This is a genomic window from Microbacterium sp. SSM24 (genome assembly GCF_025989145.1).
Taxonomy (GTDB): Bacteria; Actinomycetota; Actinomycetes; order Actinomycetales; family Microbacteriaceae; genus Microbacterium.
The window spans coordinates 113965-133017 of record NZ_JAPDNQ010000001.1; the positions used below are offsets into that span (position 1 = coordinate 113965).

The following is a 19053-nucleotide window of genomic DNA, read 5'->3' on the forward strand; positions in this document are numbered from 1 at the left end:
CAGCAGCCTGGTGCTCTGGGCCCGGTGGGGCTGAACAGCACAGTGGCATCCTGACAGCGCACTCTATGAGCGCACTATGAAGGAGTTCACGGTCCGCTGCGCCGGATCGTTCAGAATCGGGTCAGGCCGCACCGTCGAACATGCTCGTGACGGAGCCGTCCTCGAAGACCTCGTGGATCGCACGCGCGAGAAGCGGGGCGATCGGCAGGATCGTGAGGCTCGGGAACCGCTTCTCCTCGGGGATGGGGATCGTGTCGGTCACGACGACCTCGTCGATCGCCTCGCTCTGGAGGCGCTGCGCGGCGGGGTCGCTGAAGATCGGATGCGTCGCCGCGACGATGACGCGCACGGCCCCGTTCGCCTTGAGCGCCTCGGCGGCCTTCACGATCGTGCCGCCGGTGTCGATCATGTCGTCGACCAGCAGGCACACCCGGCCGCTCACGTCACCGACGATCTCGTTCACGGTGACCTGGTTCGCGACGTTCGGATCGCGCCGCTTGTGGATGATCGCCAGCGGAGCGCCGAGGCTGTCGGACCACGTGTCGGCCACGCGCACGCGGCCGGTGTCGGGAGAGACCACCGTGAGCTTCGCGCGGTCATCGGCGGAGAGGGTTCGCTCGAAGTACTCCAGCAGGACGGGCTTGGCGAACAGGTGGTCGACGGGGCCGTCGAAGAAGCCCTGGATCTGCGCGGCGTGGAGGTCGACGCTCATGACGCGGTCGGCGCCCGCCGTCTTCAGGAGGTCGGCGACGAGGCGGGCGCTGATCGGCTCCCGGCCGCGGCCCTTCTTGTCCTGACGCGAGTACGGGTAGTACGGCGCGACCACGGTGATGCGCTTGGCCGACGCGCGCTTGGCCGCGTCGAGCATGATGAGCGTCTCCATGAGCCACTCGTTCACCGGCGGCCCGAAGCTCTGGATCAGGAAGAAGTCGCAGCCACGGATCGACACCTCGAACCGCGTGAGGATCTCGCCCGACGCGAAGGTGCGGTATTCGGTGGGCACCAACTGGGTGCCGAGGTGCTCGGCGACCTCGACGGCGAGCGCGGGATGCGAGCTTCCCCGCGCGACGACGAGCCGTTTCTTGGTCTTGGCGACCAGGCCGGGTGCGATGTCGTTCTCGCGGTCGAGCTCAACCGTCTTCTTCTTGCGCGCCATCGTCCGCTTCCTGTGCGGACCGAGCCTTGGCCGCGACGTCCGCGGCTCCGGTTCCCGGTCTGTTCTTCTCGACCCACCCCTCGACATTGCGCTGAGGGGCGACGCTGAGAGCGAGGGCACCGGCCGGCACATCCTTGCGGATGACCGCTCCGGCGCCGGTCTTCGCGCCGTCTCCGATCCTAACGGGCGCGACGAAGACGTTGTGCGAGCCGGCGTGCACCTCGTCGCCGATCTCGGTGCGGTGCTTGGCGAGATCGTCGTAGTTCGCCGTGATGGCGCCCGCGCCGAGGTTCACGCCGGTGCCGATCGTGGTGTCGCCGATGTACGACAGGTGCGGAACCTTGCTCCGCTCGCCGATGGTGGAGTTCTTCGTCTCGACGAACGTGCCGATCTTGCCCTTGTCACCCAGGTACGTGCCGGGACGCAGGTACGCGAAGGGCCCGACGCTCGCTCCGGCGCCGATGACGGCGAGCGTCGCGTCGGTGCGCGTGACGACGGCGTCCTCACCGACCTCGCAGTCGACCAGGCTCGTGTCGGGGCCGACCGTCGCGCCGGCGGCGATCGCGGTCGAGCGGAGGATGTGCGTGTTGGGAAGGACGGTCACGTCGGGTGCCAGGGTCGCCGTCACATCGATCCAGGTGGTGGCCGGATCGAGGATGCTGGCCCCCTCGAGCTGCCAGCGACGCACGGTGCGCGCGTTGAGCACGCGCGCGGCCTCGGACAGCTGCACGCGGTCGTTCACGCCGAGGGCGGCCGCGGCATCCGGCGCGCTCGACGCGGCCACGAGGAGGCGTGAGCCGCGCAGCAGCGCCACCACGTCGGTCAGGTACTTCTCGCCCTGTGCGTTCGCCGTTCCGACGAGCGCGAGGTGTGCGCGCAGCGCCGGCGCCTGGAAGACGTAGACGCCCGCGTTGATCTCGGAGACGGATGCCTCGTCCGCCGTCGCATCCTTCTGCTCGACGATGCGCGCCACGGAGCCGTCGGCGTCGCGGATGACCCGGCCGTAGCCGGTGGCATCGTCGACGACGGCGCTGAGCACCGTCGCGGCCGCGGCACCGGCGCGGTGCTCCCGCACGAGGGCGTCCAGCGTGTGCGCGTCGAGCAGCGGCACATCGCCGCTGAGCACCAGCACGTCACCGGCGAAGTCGTCGAGGGCGGCGAGTGCGAGCTCGACCGCGCGACCGGTGCCCGGGACCTCGTCCTGGTCGACGACGACGACACCCGGCGCCGCATCGACGACCGCGGCGGCGACGAGGTCGCGCTCGTGCCGCACGACGACGGCGACCGTGTCGGGCGAGAGCGTGAGCGCGGTCTCGATGACATGGCCGACGAGGGACCGGCCGCCGATGCGATGGAGCACCTTCGGCACCGAGGACTTCATGCGCGTGCCCTGTCCTGCGGCCAGCACGATCACGGCCAGACGGGTGTCATCGGTGTTGTGGGTCATGCTCCGCCGCCAGGATTCGAACCTGGGCCTCACAGCTCCAAAGGCTGTCGTGCTGCCGTTACACCACGGCGGATCGCCGCGTCGCGGCCGTCGTCAAGTCTGCCACGCCGCGCTTCCCCGGCCGGCCTTCGCCGCGGCGCCCTCGATAATGGGGACATGGCCAAGGAGACCGACGAGGTCGATCGCATCGTCGAGGCGTGGACCGCTCAGCGGCCCGACCTCGACTTCTCGCCCCTCGGGGTGCTCTCGCGAGTGGATCGACTCTCGCGGCACCTCGATCGCGCCCGCCGCGACGCGTTCCGGCGCAGTGAGCTGGAGCCGTGGGAGTGGGACGTGCTGTCGGCTCTCCGCCGGGCCGGCGAGCCGTTCCAGCTGAGCCCGAAGCAGCTGCTGCAGCAGACCCTGGTCTCCAGCGGCACCATGACCAACCGCATCGACCGGCTCGTCGGCCGTCGGCTCGTGCGCCGGGAGGCGGATCCCGACGACGGACGCAGCATCCTGGTCACGCTGACCGACGAGGGGAAGACGCGGGTGGATGCCGCCATCACCCGCCTCGTCGACGCGGAGGCCGTGCTGCTGGCGACCCTCTCCCGTAGCGACCGCGATCGCCTCGCGGCGCTGCTGCGCAAGCTCAGCCTCGGCTTCGACGCCTGACTCAGCCCATCTGCTCGGTGAGTTCGAACCAGCGCTCCTCGACGCTGTCGCGCTCGCTCTCGAGGGTGCCGATGCGCGCCATCTCGGCGCCGAGGCCCACGTAATCGGACTGGTCGTGGTCGGCCAGCGCCGTGCGCGCCGTCGCGATCTGCGCCTCGAGCTTCTCGAGCCGCCGCTCGAGCGCCGAGACCTCCTTCTGCACCGCGCGCAGGTCGGATCCGCTCAGCGCCGACGTGACGGGCGAAGCGGATGCCGCGGCATCCGATCGTTGCGCAGAGGGAGCCGAGCGTTCCCGCTCGCGCAGCCGGAGGTACTCGTCGACGCCGCCGGGAAGGTGCCGGAGGTGTCCGCCGAGGATCGCGTACTGCTGGTCGGTGACGCGCTCGATGAAGTACCGGTCGTGCGAGACGACGAGGAGCGTGCCGGGCCACGTGTCGAGGAGGTCCTCCATCGCCGCGAGCATGTCGGTGTCGAGGTCGTTCGTCGGTTCGTCGAGGATCAGCACGTTGGGCTGCTCGAGCAGGATGAGCAGCAGCTGCAGGCGACGCTTCTGCCCGCCCGAGAGATCCTTCACCGGGGTCGACAGCTGGGCGCTGGAGAAGCCCATCCGCTCGAGGAGCTGACCGGGCGTGAGCTCCTGCGCCTTGGAGCCGGCGCCGAACGTGTACGTCGTGCGCAGCCGCTCGATCACGATGCGCACGGGGTCGTCGAGGTGATCGTCGAGCTCGTCCAGACGCTGGGTGAGTGTGGCGACCTTCACCGTCTTGCCGCGCTTGACCCGGCCCGCAGTGGGCTCGAGGTCGCCCGACACCAGACTGAGCAGGGTCGACTTGCCCGCGCCGTTGACCCCGAGGATGCCGGTGCGCTCGCCCGGCGCGACGCGCCATTCGACGGGGTGCAGGACTTCGCGTGCCGGGCCCCCGTCGCGCGACGGATACGTCACCGACGCGTCGAGCAGGTCGACGACGTCCTTGCCGAGCCGCGACACGGCGAGCGACTGCAGCTCGGTCTTGTCGCGGATCTCGGGCACATCGGCGATCAGGGCGTTCGCGGCGTCGATGCGGAACTTCGGCTTCGACGTGCGCGCGGGCGCTCCTCGGCGCAGCCACGCGAGCTCCTTGCGTGCGAGGTTCTGCCGCCGCGCCTCGATCGAGGCCGCCTGACGGTCACGCTCGACGCGCTGCAGGATGTAGGCGGCATAGCCGCCGTCGAAAGGCTCGACGATGCGGTCGTGGACCTCCCACGTGCGCGTGCAGACCTCGTCGAGGAACCAGCGGTCGTGGGTGACGACGAGCAGTCCGCCGGCGCTGGCGGCCCAGCGGCGCTTCAGATGCTCGGCCAGCCACGCGATCGCCTCCACGTCGAGGTGGTTGGTCGGCTCGTCGAGGAAGACCACATCGTGGTCGCCGGCGAGCAGCGCCGCAAGCGCGACGCGGCGGCGCTGGCCGCCTGACAAGCCGACGACGGGACCCTCCCACGGGATGCCGTCGAGGAGGCCTGCGATGACCTCCCGCGTGCGCGCGTCGCCGGCCCACTCGTGCTCGGGCCGGTCGCCCACGACGGATTCGGCGACGGTGAGCGCGTCGTCGAGGGTGTCGGCCTGATCGAGCACGCCGACGCGCACCCCGCTGCGCACCGTGACCCGACCGCTGTCAGGGTCGAGGCGACCGGCGAGCATCGCGAGAAGGCTCGACTTCCCGTCGCCGTTGCGACCGACGATGCCGATGCGGTCGCCCTCGTCGATTCCCAGCGAGACGCCGTCGAAGACGACCTTGGTCGGAAACTCCAGGTGCAGGGCCTCGGCCCCGAGAAGATGTGCCATGTCCCCTCCAGGCTATGCGAGCGAAGCCCGCTGTCCCGCCGACCGGCGCTCGCACCGGCTCCGAGCGCTCAGTACCAGATGCTCAGGCGCGGCGCGGTGTGCCACGAGAGCACGCGGGCGGCAGCGGCCGCGTCGGCCGATCGCACGCGTCCGGCGGCGGCGAGGGTCGCCAGCGACACCCCGCCGAGGTAGGTGGCGGAGAGCTCCTCGATGCCGAGCGAGACCTCGACCGCCCCGGCGGGCGCGTCGCCCTCCCACGCACGCACGCGGCCCACGCCCTCGGCATCCACCTCGAGCAGGTACCGACCCGCGGCGTGACCGAGCGCGTCACTGACATCGAGCGCGATCAGCCCCGGCGCTCCGTACCGGCGCACCTCCAGCGCAGCGGCCACATCGAGGATGCGCACGTACTGGTGGTCGCGCAGCGTGATGGTCGCCGCACGCTGATCGGCGATCATCCACAGCAGCGGCTCGTCGACGGAGAGCTCGTCGGCGTTCACCTCGGCGACGAGGTCGAGCTCGAGGAGGAAGCGCCACAGCGCCGCGTAGGCATCGTCTCCGTCCGTCAGCAGGTATACGACCCGCACGGACGCCTTCGTGAAATCGTCGTGGTTCTCGCGCACCGTGTACAGCGCCAGGCCCCTCACCTCACCCGCCGCGTCGGTGTACTGGATCGCGCGCTTCTCGCCCGCCTTCTCGGCGGTGGGCGACGTCCCCGCGAAGCCGTCCCAGTGGCTGCCGGGAACGTCGATCTCGCCCGCGAGCGCCAGCCGCACGCGCTCGTGCAGCGCCGGTGCGAGCCCGCGGAGCGTCTCTCGCGAGATGAAGTCGACGCGACCCTCGGGTCGGGGTCCGATCCACGCGGCCCGCCGCGTCTCGATGCGCCAGCTCGCGCTCGCCGCGGCGGGAGCGAACCCGTAGCGCCCGTACAGCGTCGACTCGCTCACCGTGAGCATGGCGACCGGGATGCCGGCATCCGCCGCCGCGCGCAGCTCGCCCTCGAGCATCGCGCGGGCGATGCCGCGTCTCCGATGCGTCGGGGCGACGGTCACGGCGGAGATCGCGCACGCGGGGACAGCGGCCCCGCCCGGGACCGACAGCTCGCCGAGCCACGATGCGATCGTCGCCACGGGAGCCTCCGACACCGGGGCTGCGGGGTCGTACACGCCCGTCAGGCGCCGGTAGCCCGAGCGCTCGCGCGAGGACGCGATCTGCTCGGGGGTCCGCTCGCCGTCGAGGAACCCGCGGGCGACGGACTGGAGCCACGGTGCGAAGTCGTCGCCGTCGATCGAGGTGCGCCGGTAGTCGAGACCTCCTTCGGCGAGGCGTGCACGCGACTGCTCGTCGACGGGTCCTGCGCGGTACGCCGAACGATCGGCCTCCGAGGCGACGGGGACGCGGTCTGCGGTGGTCATCGGTGATCCTCCCAGGGGTTGTTCGTCGTCAGGTGCCGATCACGCGCGCGCCGGCGACCGGGCCGTGCACGTGGAGCGCCGGCAGCCCGGCCGCCGACAGCATGACCTGCAGTTCGAGCGCGGACTCGGGGTCGGCGGTCAAGAAGGCCAGAGTAGGCCCGGACCCCGACACCATGCCGGCGAGCGCCCCGGACCGCTCGCCGAGTTCGAGCGTGTCGCGCAGCGCGGGCCGCAGCGACAGGGTGGCCGCCTGCAGGTCGTTGCGGGTGTGCTCGGCGAGCGCGACGGGGTCGGCGGCGCGCAGCGCCTGGAGCACGGTGGGATCGACCTCCGGCACGCGGACGACCGACGCGATGTCGTGCTGCGCGCGCAGGGTGTCGAGGTGTCCGTAGACCTCCGGCGTCGACAGACCCTCGTCCGACGGCACGACGATCCAGTCGAAGCGGCCTTTCGCGAGCGCCGGGCTCAGCTGGTCGCCCCGGCCCGTGCCGACCGCGGTGCCGCCCATGAGGGCGAACGGCACGTCGGCCCCGAGCCGCGCGGCGAGCTTGTGCAGCTCCGCGCCGCCGAGGTCGGCGCCCCACAGCGCGTCGCACGCGACGAGGGCGGCCGCGGCATCCGCTGATCCGCCCCCCATGCCGCCGGCGACGGGCACGGCTTTCACGATGTCGAGGTGCACGCCGCCGCGGTGGCCGATCCGCTGCGCCACCAGGCGCGCGGCGCGCACCGCGAGGTTGCGGTCGTCGGCCGGAACGCCGTCGACGTCCACCGAGCCCGAGATCGTCACGGTGAAGTCGTCGGAGTGACTGGCCCACACGTTCTCGTACAGCGAGACGGCCTGGTACGCCGAAGCGACGTCGTGGTATCCGTCGTCCTGGACGTCGCCGACCTCGAAGAAGAGGTTCAGCTTGCCCGGGGCGCGAACATGGACGCGGCCCTCGACGAAAGCGTGGCTCACGAGGTGGCCGAGTCCGCCCACAGGTCGACGTCGATGCCGTCCGAGAGCGCGTCGATCTGCTCGACCTCCTCGGTCGTGAACGCCGGGCCCTCGAGGGCGGCGAGATTCTCGTCGAGCTGCGCCGGTCGCGACGCTCCGATGAGAGCCGACGCGACCACCGGGTCGCGCAGCACCCACTGGATCGCCATCTGCGCGAGCGACTGACCGCGCTCCTGGGCGATGACGTCGAGGCCGCGCAGCGTGGCGACGCCCTTGTCGCTCAGCGGTCCCTTCGGGAGCGACCCGCGCTGCTGCGCGCGGTCGGCGCGACCGCCGCCGAGGTACTTGTCGGTGAGCAGACCCTGCGCCAGCGGGGTGAACGCGATCGCGCCCATCCCCTCCTGCTTCAGCACGCCGGTCAGTCCGTCCTCGACCCAGCGGTTCAGGATCGAGTAGGCGGGCTGATGGATCACCAGCGGCGTTCCCAGCGAACGGGCAACGGATGCCGCGACCGCCGTGCGCTCCGCGCTGTACGACGAGATGCCGACGTAGAGCGCCTTGCCCTGGCGCACCAGGGTGTCCAGCGCCCCCACGGTCTCCTCGATCGGGACGTCGGGATCGACGCGGTGGGAATAGAAGATGTCGACGTAGTCGACGCTCATGCGGCGCAGCGACTGCTCGGCGCTCGCGAGGATGTACTTGCGCGAACCGCCGTTGCCGTAGGGACCGTGCCACATGTCGTAGCCCGCCTTGGACGAGAGGATGAGCTCGTCACGGTACGGGGCGAAGTCCTCGCGCATCATGCGTCCGAAGTTCGTCTCGGCCGTCCCGTAGGGCGGTCCGTAGTTGTTGGCCAGGTCGAAGTGGGTGATGCCCTTGTCGAACGCGTGGCGAAGCAGCGCGCGCTGGTTGTCGAAGGGGATGTTGTCGCCGAAGTTCCACCACAGGCCCAGCGACACCGGGGGAAGCGTCAGCCCCGAGGTGCCGACGCGACGATACTCGCGCAGGTCGTAGCGGTCATCGGCGGCGGCATACGGACGGTGGAGATCTCCTCCGCCGGAGCGGTAGTTCGGCTGGTCGGTCACCGGTCCAGGCTAGCGGCGCCGCGGCGACCACGCAGGTGCCAGGGCCGACATGCCGGGAAGCATGAACCGAACCGGCATGTCAAGGGGCCTCCCCGGAAACGTCCCCGTAATGGAGCGTGCCTAGTGTGAGGTCAGGAGGCCGCGCGCTCGCGGCATCCGCCCACCGTCGAAAGAGGTTCCGATGCCCGCACTCTCGGTCGTGCCGGCCGCGCCGGATGCCTGGTCGACCCTTCTCGGTCGCCCCGATGTGGTGCTCGACGGCGGCACCCTGCACCTCGTGCACGACACCGTCACTCCCGAGCAGGCGCGCGTCGCCGACCTGCTCCTGACCGCCGACGTGCTCGAGAAGGCCGGGATCGGCGTCACCCTGATCCGCCACGACCGATCCGTCACCGCGCTCGTGGTCGACATCGAACGTGCCCGTGAGGCGATGGCGGCGCTGGCCGTGGCCGGACGCGACGAGCCGCTCTACGTCAAGGCTCGGCGGCGGCCGGCGCAGCGGGCGGTCGACGCCGACCTGCCGGCCGGGACCCCGACGTCGCTGCGGGTTTTCCGGCCGCGCCTGACCTCGAGCGGCCTGCGCTACGGCGCCTCGCTCGGGGCGCGTCTCGAGTTCTGGCGGTTCGGCGAAGAGCTCGTCGAAGCGCCGAACGACAACGCGCTCACCCGTCGCCTGACCCCCACCGTGGACCTCTCGACGGCCACCGTCGACCGCTACGGCCGCACCTGGCGCACCATCGACGGCATGTTCGATCCGCTGCCCGCCGAGTTCACGGAGGACGTCGACCTCGTGTTCTCGTGGGTCGACGGTTCTGCGAGCGACTTCCAGCGTCAGCGCGCCGCACGCCTGGCGGAGTACGTCGTCGGCGAAGGAGACGACGGCCCCGCGCGCTTCCGTCACGTCGACGAGCTGCGCTACGCGCTGCGCAGCGTCCACATGCACGCCCCGTGGGTGCGGCGCATCTTCATCGCGACCGACTCCCCCGCTCCGGCATGGCTCCTCGACCACCCCAAGGTGTCCATCGTGCGGAGCGAGGAGTTCTTCGCCGACCCGTCCGTCCTCCCGACCCACAACTCGCACGCGGTCGAGGCGCAGCTGCACCGCATCCCGGGGCTCGCGGAGCACTTCCTCTACTCGAACGACGACATGTTCTTCGGCCGAAGGGTCGAGCCCGAGATGTTCTTCACCCCCGCCGGCATCTCGAAGTTCGTCGAGTGCGAGGTGCGCATCGGCGCCGGGGAGCCCGCGACGCACCGGAGCGGCCACGACAACGGCCTGCGCGTGAACCGGGCGCTCCTGCGCTCGCGATTCGGCCGGTCGATCGTGCGTGATCTCGAGCACTGCGCCACCCCGCTGCGCCGCAGCGTGATGGCCGAGCTGGAGCAGACCTTCGCCGCCGACTTCGCGCGCACCGCGGCATCCCGCTTCCGTGCCGCCACCGACATCTCGGTGACCAACAGCCTGTACCACTACTACGCGCTCATGACGGGGCGCGCGGTGCCGACCACGCAGCCGCGCACCCGTTACGTGCAGACCACGCTCGCCGCGTCGCTGCGGCGCATGGAACGCCTCGCCGAGCGCGGCGACGTCGACATGTTCTGCCTCAACGACGGCGGCGAGACGGAGGTGCCCGAGCAGCTGCGCACACGCGTCGTGCGCGAGACGCTCGAGCGGATGTTCCCGGTCCGTGCGCCGTGGGAGCGCGCCGAGACCAGCGCGGCGGTGCGATCGCTCAGCGCTGCAGAGCGATCGGCTCGGTTGGCGCATCCGTCCGCACGGCGCTGAACGGGCCTACGCCCGCGAGGGCGAGGCGGCGCTGGGCCTCGGCCGCGTCGATGTGCTCGAGCGTGCGCGGAACGTCGACGGGCACGACGGAGTGGACGATCGTGTCGTCGAAGAGGTGCACCAGGTTGAACGCCTGCGCACCGTCCTGGGGGCGAGTGCCCCCGGTCGGCACGGTGAGGTCCTGCGCGTAGCAGGTGGAGGATGCGACGGAGACGGGGATGCCCGCGAACGTCGCGAACGTCGAGTAGTGCAGGTGCCCGGCGATGATCGCCCTCACATCGGTGCCTCGCAGCACCGCGGCCAGCCGGCCCTGGCCCCGAAGCTCGACGCTCGCGGCGAGCGGGAGCACGCTCGGCACCGGCGGGTGGTGCATCGCGACGATCGTGCCCAGGGGCGCCGGCGTCGCGAGCACGTCCGAGAGCCACGCCAGCTGCGCGTCGGTGAGCTCACCGTGATGATGGCCGGGCACGGTCGAGTCGACGGTCACCACGCGCAGTCCGTCGAGTTCGGCGACGGCGTCGACGGGGGCCGTGCCGCCGGGTTCGTCGAGGAGCGCGCGTCGGAAGCCGTCGCGGTCGTCGTGGTTGCCCATGACCCAGAACACGCGCGCGCCGATGCGGGCGGCGAACGGGTCGACGAGTGCGCGCAGCTCGGCGTAGGCACCGGGCTCGCCCAGGTCGGCGAGGTCTCCCGTGAAGACGACGGCGTCGGGACGGATGCCGCTCGCCTCGATCGCAGCAAGGGCACGGGCCAGTCGCTCCGACGCGTCGACGAGGTCGAACAGGCGCGAACCGTGCGCACGCAGGTGCGTGTCGCTGATGTGCAGCAGGATGCGCTCGGGGTTCGGGTATTCGGCGCTCAGCATCGTCCCTCCGGCGCCCGCGGTCGAGGCGGGCTTGCCGGAATGCTACGCGCGCACCCGGCTCCATCCGGGTGAAACGCGGTGAACGCTGAGGGAACGCTTGGCGGTCACGCGGTGCGCGCGATCCTCACGAAGTCATCGATCGACAGTTCCTCGCCGCGCGCGGTGGGCGCCACGGCCGCCCGCTCCAGCACAGCGGATGCCTCCGCCGACGTTCCTCCGAGCACACTCGACAGCGCCTGGCGCAGCATCTTGCGGCGCTGCTGGAACGCGGCGTCGACGATCGCGAACACGCGCCGGCGCTCCTCCTCCGATCCTCGCGGCTCGGGGTCGCGGTGGAAGCCGACGAGCACGCTGTCGACGTTCGGCACGGGCCAGAACACCTGACGGGACACCGTGCCGGCGAGGCGCCACTCGCCGTACCAGGCGGCCTTCACGCTCGGTGCGCCGTACACCTTGGATCCGGGCGGCGCAGCGAGGCGTTCCCCCACCTCGGCCTGCACCATGACCACGCCGCGCTCGAGGCGCGGGAAGGTCTCGAGGAAGTGCAGGAGGACGGGCACCGACACGTTGTAGGGAAGATTCGCGACGAGCACCGTCGGCTCGCCCGGCAGCTCGGTGACGCGGAGGGCGTCGGCGTCGACGACGGTGAGCGCTCCGTCTGGCACGCCGTGCGCGGCGGCGGTCGCGGGGAGGCGCTCGGCGAGGCGGTGGTCGATCTCGACGGCGGTGACGGCGGCGCCGGTCTCGAGGATCGCGAGAGTGAGCGAGCCGAGACCCGGCCCCACCTCGACGACGCGGTCCTCGGGACGCACGCCCGCGACGTGGACGATCTTGCGGACCGTGTTCGCGTCGACGACGAAGTTCTGGCCGAGTTTCTTGGTCGGAGTGACGTCGAGGTCGGCGGCGAGCGCGCGGATCTCCGCGGCGCCGAGCAGGGTCACGGGCATGCGTTCACTGTACCCAGTGCCGCCGCCGCCGCTGTGTGGCTAGGGTGACGAGGGTGAACACCACTGGCGCGATTCCGTCCGATGCGTTCTCCCTCAAGAGCCCCTTCGGGCGCCGAGCGATCGGCCTGTCGGTCGCGGCCGCCGTCGGCGGGTTCCTGTTCGGCTTCGACTCGTCCGTCATCAACGGCGCGGTCGACTCCATCTCGAGCGACTTCGCACTCAACGACGTCATCACGGGCTTCGTCGTCGCGATCGCCCTCCTCGGCTGCGCCGTCGGTGCGATCGTCGCGGGCAACCTCTCCGACCGGTGGGGTCGGCTGCGGGTCATGTTCCTCGGCGCGATCATGTTCTTCGTCAGCTCGATCGGCGCCGGCCTCGCGTTCTCGGCGTGGGACCTCGCGCTGTGGCGCGTGATCGGCGGCCTCGGCATCGGCATCGCGTCGGTGATCGCGCCGGCCTACATCGCCGAGATCGCGCCGCGCCAGATCCGCGGCGGGCTCGCGTCGCTGCAGCAGCTCGCGATCACCCTCGGCATCTTCGCCGCGCTGCTGTCGGACGCGCTGCTGGCCAACACGGCGGGGGGCGCGGACGAGGTGCTGTGGCTCGGACTCGAGGCGTGGCGCTGGATGTTCATCGTCGGCGTGATCCCGTCGGCCGTGTACGGCATCCTGTCGTTCACCCTGCCCGAGTCGCCGCGATACCTGATCTCGAAGGGGCGCTACGACGAGGCGCGGGCGATCTTCGCGCGACTGGTGCCCGCGGCCGATCTCGACCACACGATGCGCGATCTCCAGACGACGATCGAGACGGACCGCAAGAACGCCGGCGTCTCGCTGCGCGGGCCCGTGCTGGGCCTCCAGCGGATCGTCTGGGTGGGCATCATCCTGTCGGTGTTCCAGCAGTTCGTCGGCATCAACGTGATCTTCTACTACTCGACGAGCCTGTGGCAGTCCGTCGGCTTCGATGAGAGCGACTCGTTCACGATCAGCGTGGTGACCTCGATCACCAATGTGCTGGTCACACTCATCGCGATCTTCCTCGTCGACCGGGTCGGGAGGAAGCCGATCCTGCTCACCGGGTCGGTGATGATGACGCTGTCGCTCGGGCTGATGGCGATCTCGTTCCTGTTCGCGACCACCAACGCCGAGGGCGAGGTGCAGCTCGGTGCGCCGTGGGGACCCATCGCCCTCGTCGCCGCCAACGTCTTCGTCGTCGGGTTCGGCGCATCGTGGGGCCCGCTGGTGTGGGTGCTGCTCGGCGAGATCTTCCCGAGTCGCATCCGCGGCAAGGCTCTGGGCGTCGCGGCCGGTGCGCAGTGGATCGCCAACTTCCTCATCACCATCTCGTTCCCGGCGATGTCGTCGTGGTCGCTCCCCCTCACGTACGGCATGTACGCGCTCTTCGCCGCACTGTCGTTCGTCTACGTCGCGTGGCGCATCCCCGAGACCAAGGGCATGGACATCGAGCAGACCGAGACCCTGTTCACCCGGAAGGGTTCCGCGGCCACGACCTGAGCCGTCGACGTCTGCGGCCGCGCCTAGGATGGGCGGATGCCTTCGCTCGGCGACCTGATCGCACCACGCCGACTCGGCACCGACTTCCGATGGCTCCTCGCCTCGTCGTGGACGAGCAATCTCGGCGACGGCATCGCGCTGGCCGCCGCGCCCCTGCTGATCGCCTCGCTCACGTCGTCTCCCGTGCTCGTGGCCGCCGGCGCCATGATGCAGTTCCTGCCCTGGCTGCTGTTCGGGCTGTTCGCCGGCGCCGTCGCCGACCATCACGACCGCCGTCGCCTCGTGATGCTGGCCAACAGCCTGCGCGCGGTGATCGTCACCGTCTTGATCGTGTTCCTCGTCACCGGCCAGGCGACGGTGTGGATGGTCCTGGCGACCGCCTTCCTGTACGGCACGGCCGAGGTGTTCGCCGACTCCGCGGGAAGCACGCTTCTTCCGATGCTCGTGAAGCCGGCCGACCTGGGCGTCGGCAACGCGCGCATGCAGGCGGGGTTCCTCGTCGGGAACCAGCTGGCCGGCCCGCCGTTGGGCGCGTTCCTGTTCGCGCTCGGGTCGTTCTGGCCGTTCGTCCTGCAGGTGCTGTGCGTCGCGTTGGCCGTGCTGCTCATCTCGCGCATCACGCGAACGCCCGTGCCGGAGCATCCGGACTCCCCCCGAGGCACGAAGGTCCACGCCATCCGCGAGGGGCTGCAATGGCTGCGACACAACGCACCGGTGCGCACGCTCGTCCTGATCATCCTGGTGTTCAACGTGACGTGGGCGGCGCCGTGGGGCGTCCTCGTGCTCTACGCGACCGAGTACCTGGGGATGGGTCCGGTGGGATACGGCGCCCTCACGACCGCCTCGGCGCTGGGCGGCATCGTCGCGATCTTCAGCTTCGGCTGGCTCGAGAAGCGCGTGTCGTTCTCGACGCTCATGCGTGTGTGCCTCTCGTGCGAGGTGCTCATGCACCTCGGCTTCGCGCTCACGACCTCGCCCGTCGTCGCGTTCGTGATCATGTTCGGCTTCGGACTGTACGCGTTCATCTGGGCGACGATCTCCACGACCGTCCGCCAGCGGCTGGTGCCGATGGAGCTGCAGGGCCGCATCGCCTCGGTGAACATGGTCGGCGTCTTCGGCGGACTCGTGATCGGTCAGTTGATCGGCGGCATTCTCGCCCAGGCGTTCGGACTGACCGCACCCTGGTGGTTCGCGTTCGCCGGCTCCGCGATCACGCTGGCCCTCGTGTGGCGCTCGATCGCGCACATCACCGCGGCGAAGCCCGTGCTCGACGACGACGAGGCGGATCGCATCCGCCCGGAGGACGAGCCGGGCGCCGGTGGGATGCCGCTCCCCGACTGAGCGCGGGTGCCCCTCAGTCCTCGAAGGAGCCGTACGCCTCGACCGTGTTCGCCGCGATCTGCGCGCACAGCTCGTCGAGGTCCAGGCCGAGCTCCTCGGCGATGAACCTCACCGTGACCGGGATGAGGTACGGGGCGTTCGGACGGCCGCGGTGCGGGACCGGCGTGAGGAACGGGGCATCCGTCTCGACCAGGATCCGCTCGCGGGGCGTGACCCGGAGCGCGTCGCGCAGGTTCTGCGCGTTCTTGAAGGTGACGTTGCCCGCGAACGACAGGAAGTACCCGCGTTCGGCGGCGATGCCCGCCATGTCCTCGTCGCCCGAGAAGCAATGGAACACGGTGCGTTCGGGTGCGCCGACCCGCTCGAGCGTCTCGAGCACGGCGTCGTGGGCGTCGCGGTCGTGGATCTGCATCGCGAGGCCGTGCTTCTTGGCGAGGGCGATGTGCGCCTCGAAGCTCTCGAACTGCGCCGGGAAGCCGTCCTCATCGGTGCGGAAGAAGTCGAGTCCGGTCTCGCCGATCGCCCGCACCCGGGGCTGGGCCGCGAGCTCGTCGATCACCCCGATCGCCTCGGCGAGGCGGCCCGCCTCCGCGTACGCGGGTGCTTCGTTGGGGTGGATGGCGACCGCTGCGAGAACACGGGGGTGGGATGCTGCAGCCCACGCCGACCACCGGCTCGACTCGATGTCGCCACCGGCCTGCACGACGCCGATCACGCCGACCTCCGCTGCGCGTGCCAGCTGCTCGTCGAGATCGAAGCCCACACCGTCCTCGATCTCGAGGTGCGCGTGGTTGTCGTAGACCGGCACCGCGAGCGGCTCGGGCGCCGCCGGATAGCTCACGTCGCGCGACCCCTTCTCGCGCACCCGCACGTACTGCGACGGATCCGATCCCTCCGCCGGGTAGGGCACCGGGCTGCGGGTCATCAGACCGACTGCTCGACCCGGGGGAAGAGCGGCGCGAGGCCGTTCACCGAGGTTCCGGGCTTGAGCACCCCCCACGCACCGGCGTCGCGGATCGGCTGGTCGATGAGGCGGCCGAGGCTCTCGGCCGCGCCGAGGGCGATCCACAGCTTCTCGGTCGACACGGGCATGACCGGCGACAGCAGCACGGCGAGCGCGCGCAGTCCCTCGGCGGCGGTGTAGAGCACCGTGCCCAGCCGTTCGCGCTGCGCCTCGTCCTTGGCCAGCACCCACGGCTCGTTCTCGGTGATGTAGAGGTTCAGGGCGTCCACGATCGTCCAGATCGAGGAGATCGCCTCGTCGATGCGGAAGCGCTCGATGGCCGCATCGGCGGCGGCCGCGGCATCCGCCACCGTCTTCTGCACGTGCAGGTCGGCCTCGGTGTAGGCGCCGGCCGGCGGCACGACGCCCTCGAAGTAGCGCTCGATCATCGCCGTCGTCCGCGAGGCGAGGTTGCCGAACCCGTTCGCGAGCTCCGCCTGGTAGCGGGCCGAGAGGTCCTCCCACGAGAACGAGCCGTCCTGGCCGAACGCGATCGCCGACAGGAAGTAGAACCGGTAGGCGTCGGAGCCGAACACGTCGGTGATCTCGGTCGGCGCGATGCCGGTCAGCTTCGACTTCGACATCTTCTCGCCGCCGACGAGCAGCCAGCCGTGCGCGAACACGCCGCGCGGCACGTCCACGCCCGCAGCCATCAGCATCGCCGGCCAGATGACGGCGTGGAAGCGCAGGATGTCCTTGCCGACCACGTGGTACGCCGGCCAGCGGCGGGCGAACTCGTCCGGGTCGCCGCCGTACCCGACCGCCGTCGCGTAGTTGAGCAGCGCATCGACCCACACATAGATGACGTGCGATTCGTCCCACGGCACCGTGATGCCCCAGTCGAACGCCGAGCGCGAGATCGACAGGTCCTTGAGGCCCTGCCTCACGAACGAGACGACCTCGTTGCGCGCCGACTCCGGCCGGATGAAGTCGCTCGACGAGTACAGCTCGAGCAGGCGATCCTGGAACTCGCTGAGCTTGAAGAAGTAGTTCTTCTCCTGGAGCAGTTCGAGCGGCTTGGAGTGGATCGCGCACACCTTGAGGCCCTCGAAGGGACCCGTGCCGTCGACGATCTCGGACTCGGGCTTGAACTCCTCGCAGCCGACGCAGTACAGCGCCTCGTACTCGCCCGCGTAGATGTAGCCGCGGTCGTAGATCGCCTGCACGAACTGCTTCACGCGCTCCTCATGACGCTCCTGCGTCGTGCGGATGAAGTCGTCGTTGGCGACGTCGAGCGTCTTCAGCAGCGGGAACCACGCCTCGCCCACGAGCTTGTCGACCCACTCCTGGGGCGTGACGCCGTTCGCCGACGCCGCACGCATCATCTTCTGACCGTGCTCGTCGGTGCCCGTCAGCATCCAGGTGTCGTCACCGGCCTGCCGGTGCCAGCGCGCGAGCGTGTCGACCGCCACGGTCGTGTAGCCGTGGCCGATGTGGGGCACGTCGCTCGGATAGTAGATCGGCGTCGTGATGTAGAAAGATCGGCCGGAAGTCACCCGAGGATTCTAGTCGGCACGGATGCCGCGCCCGGCCGGTGTGACAGGCGGGGCCGCCGCGGGGCCGGCACCGGGCGCTTTCGTCACATTCCCGGCGGGTGTCACCCCTTGACGGCGAGCGCGCCCTGATACAGCTCGCGCGAGGAGTGGCCGGTCTGTGCCGCCACCTCGCCGGCGGCATCCTTCAGCCGTGTGCCCGAACGCACCAGCTCGAGCACCTGGGTGACGGCGTCGGGGAACGCGACCTCGCGCGCGGCCGCGCCGTCCACGACGATGACGAGCTCGCCGCGGACGCCGGCCTCGGCCCACGCGGCCAGCTCGGCGAGCGTGCCCCGCGCCACCTCCTCGTGCAGCTTCGTGAGTTCGCGACACACCGCCGCCCGCCGGTCGGCACCGAACGCGACGACCATCGCGGCCAGCGTCGCCGCCACCCGGGTCGGCGCGTCGAAGAACACCATCGTGCGCGGCTCGGTGGCCAGCGCACGCAGGGCGGAGGCACGCTCGCCCGGCTTGCGCGGCACGAAGCCCTCGAAGGTGAAGCGGTCGGTCGGCAGGCCCGACACCGCGAGCGCGGTGAGCACCGCGCTGGGCCCGGGGATCACGGTCACCGTCACCCCGGCCGCGGCCGCGGCGGCCACGAGGCCGTATCCGGGATCGCTGACCGTCGGCATGCCGGCGTCGCTCAGCACGAGCACGTCCTGGTCCCGCGCCAGCTCGACGAGTTCGGGCGCGCGGTCCTTCTCGTTGTGGTCGTGGAGCGCGATGAGCCGCGGCCGATGAGTGACGCCGAGCCCGGCGAGGAGCCGCTGCGTCGTGCGCGTGTCCTCGGCGGCGATCACCGGTGCGCTCCCGAGCGCCTCGATGAGGCGCCGCGAGGCGTCCCCCAGATTGCCGATCGGAGTCGCCGCGAGGATGATCACGACCCCAGCCTACGAGTGGGCGGATGCCGCGTCGCCGGGCTCGCGGTCCGCGGTCTCGCGCGGGACCTCGTGAGCGGGCTGGACCAGGTCGACGGCGGACTGCATGCGGGCGAGGCACTCGATCACGATGCGCGCATGCTCGGGCGGCATGTCGACGACGGCCTCGAGCATCCGTGTGTGCATGGCACCGAGGGTGCGGCGCACCTCGTGGTCCGTCTCCGCCGTGGGGATCACGACGATGGCGCGGCGATCGGTGGGGTGCGGGGCACGGCGCACATGGCCGGACTTCTCGAGCCGGTCGATGATCGCCGTCGTCGACGCCGTCGACACGCCCAGATACCGCGACAGCTCCGCGGGCTGCACGATGCGTCCCTCGCGCTCGGCCTTGAGCAGGTACCGCAGCGTGAGCAGGTCGTTCTCGCCCATCGCCATCGCGTCGCGCGTGCGCCGGCGCATCGCGGCATCCGCGGCGCGGTAGAGGCGGAAGGACTCGAGCACCTCGATGGCCCGGCGGCGCGCGGCGTCGTCGTGCTCGCCGTACCAGTAGCCGCTTCCCGCCGTCACGACACGAATCATACGGATGCCCGCACTCCACGGGCCCGCACCGCGCAGGAACATCCCTGCTCGTGCACATGCACCGCGCAGGGTCATCGCGGGAGCCGCAC

At 70.8% G+C, this 19053-nt stretch carries 16 protein-coding genes and 1 tRNA gene; 4 read left to right on the forward strand and 13 right to left on the reverse strand.

The genetic code is table 11. The features are described from left to right. Positions 1 to 121: 121 nt before the first annotated feature. The 3 genes from OL358_RS00570 to OL358_RS00580 all read right to left on the reverse strand — a co-directional run bounded on the left by OL358_RS00570 (position 122) and on the right by OL358_RS00580 (position 2676). The gene (locus OL358_RS00570) at positions 122 to 1156 is read right to left on the reverse strand and encodes a ribose-phosphate diphosphokinase (RefSeq protein WP_264707973.1); all 1035 of its coding nucleotides are present in this window, start codon (positions 1154 to 1156) and stop codon (positions 122 to 124) included. After that, positions 1131 to 2603, reverse strand: coding sequence for a bifunctional UDP-N-acetylglucosamine diphosphorylase/glucosamine-1-phosphate N-acetyltransferase GlmU (glmU, locus tag OL358_RS00575; RefSeq protein WP_264707975.1), 1473 nt, complete (start codon positions 2601 to 2603; stop codon positions 1131 to 1133). The genes OL358_RS00570 and glmU overlap by 26 nt, the downstream gene beginning before the upstream one ends. 1 nt (position 2604) lies before the next feature. Beyond that, positions 2605 to 2676 (reverse strand) — tRNA-Gln (locus OL358_RS00580). Positions 2677 to 2759: 83 nt separating this feature from the next. Here OL358_RS00580 and OL358_RS00585 point away from each other — a divergent pair. Beyond that, positions 2760 to 3257, forward strand: coding sequence for a MarR family winged helix-turn-helix transcriptional regulator (locus OL358_RS00585; protein ID WP_264707976.1), 498 nt, complete (start codon positions 2760 to 2762; stop codon positions 3255 to 3257). 1 nt (position 3258) lies between these two features. Here the strand turns inward: OL358_RS00585 and OL358_RS00590 are convergent, their stop codons facing one another. The 4 genes from OL358_RS00590 to OL358_RS00605 all read right to left on the reverse strand — a co-directional run bounded on the left by OL358_RS00590 (position 3259) and on the right by OL358_RS00605 (position 8516). Beyond that, the gene (locus tag OL358_RS00590) at positions 3259 to 5079 is read right to left on the reverse strand and encodes an ABC-F family ATP-binding cassette domain-containing protein (RefSeq protein WP_264707978.1); all 1821 of its coding nucleotides are present in this window, start codon (positions 5077 to 5079) and stop codon (positions 3259 to 3261) included. Between the two features lie 68 nt (positions 5080 to 5147). Further along, positions 5148 to 6494 carry a GNAT family N-acetyltransferase gene (locus tag OL358_RS00595; RefSeq protein WP_264707979.1) on the reverse strand — a complete coding sequence of 449 codons (1347 nt, stop codon included), beginning with the start codon at positions 6492 to 6494 and terminating at the stop codon, positions 5148 to 5150. 28 nt (positions 6495 to 6522) lie between these two features. Beyond that, a complete protein-coding gene (locus tag OL358_RS00600; RefSeq protein WP_264707980.1) occupies positions 6523 to 7452 on the reverse strand; it encodes a 4-(cytidine 5'-diphospho)-2-C-methyl-D-erythritol kinase in 930 nt (309 codons plus the stop codon). Then, entirely contained in the window at positions 7449 to 8516 is a 1068-nt protein-coding gene (locus OL358_RS00605; protein ID WP_319805418.1) for an aldo/keto reductase, read from the reverse strand. The genes OL358_RS00600 and OL358_RS00605 overlap by 4 nt, the downstream gene beginning before the upstream one ends. A 181-nt stretch (positions 8517 to 8697) precedes the next feature. Here OL358_RS00605 and OL358_RS00610 point away from each other — a divergent pair, with 181 nt between their 5' ends. Next, positions 8698 to 10302, forward strand: a complete 1605-nt coding sequence (locus tag OL358_RS00610; protein WP_264707981.1) for a stealth family protein — start codon at positions 8698 to 8700, stop codon at positions 10300 to 10302. Here the strand turns inward: OL358_RS00610 and OL358_RS00615 are convergent. Next, entirely contained in the window at positions 10250 to 11167 is a 918-nt protein-coding gene (locus tag OL358_RS00615; RefSeq protein WP_264707982.1) for a phosphodiesterase, read from the reverse strand. The two genes, OL358_RS00610 and OL358_RS00615, sit on opposite strands and share 53 nt — an antisense overlap. A gap of 104 nt (positions 11168 to 11271) precedes the next feature. Beyond that, entirely contained in the window at positions 11272 to 12114 is an 843-nt protein-coding gene (gene rsmA, locus OL358_RS00620; protein ID WP_264707984.1) for a 16S rRNA (adenine(1518)-N(6)/adenine(1519)-N(6))-dimethyltransferase RsmA, read from the reverse strand. Between the two features lie 53 nt (positions 12115 to 12167). Between rsmA and OL358_RS00625 the strand changes: the two genes are divergently transcribed. Next, a complete protein-coding gene (locus OL358_RS00625; RefSeq protein ID WP_264707986.1) occupies positions 12168 to 13628 on the forward strand; it encodes a sugar porter family MFS transporter in 1461 nt (486 codons plus the stop codon). A 36-nt stretch (positions 13629 to 13664) separates the two neighbouring features. After that, entirely contained in the window at positions 13665 to 14969 is a 1305-nt protein-coding gene (locus OL358_RS00630) for an MFS transporter (protein WP_264707988.1), read from the forward strand. Between the two features lie 13 nt (positions 14970 to 14982). Here the strand turns inward: OL358_RS00630 and OL358_RS00635 are convergent, their stop codons facing one another. From OL358_RS00635 to OL358_RS00650, 4 genes are all read right to left on the reverse strand, one after another. Then, positions 14983 to 15894 (reverse strand): TatD family hydrolase, encoded by a 912-nt coding sequence (locus OL358_RS00635; protein WP_264707989.1) that lies wholly within the window; start codon positions 15892 to 15894, stop codon positions 14983 to 14985. Next, positions 15894 to 17468, reverse strand: coding sequence for a methionine--tRNA ligase (gene metG / locus OL358_RS00640; protein WP_264707992.1), 1575 nt, complete (start codon positions 17466 to 17468; stop codon positions 15894 to 15896). The genes OL358_RS00635 and metG overlap by 1 nt, the downstream gene beginning before the upstream one ends. Before the next feature lie 101 nt (positions 17469 to 17569). Beyond that, on the reverse strand, positions 17570 to 18388 hold the full coding sequence (gene rsmI / locus OL358_RS00645; protein WP_264707993.1) for a 16S rRNA (cytidine(1402)-2'-O)-methyltransferase: 819 nt from the start codon (positions 18386 to 18388) through the stop codon (positions 17570 to 17572). Positions 18389 to 18397: 9 nt separating this feature from the next. Then, positions 18398 to 18952, reverse strand: a complete 555-nt coding sequence (locus OL358_RS00650; RefSeq protein ID WP_264707994.1) for a MarR family winged helix-turn-helix transcriptional regulator — start codon at positions 18950 to 18952, stop codon at positions 18398 to 18400. Between the last annotated feature and the right edge of the window lie 101 nt (positions 18953 to 19053).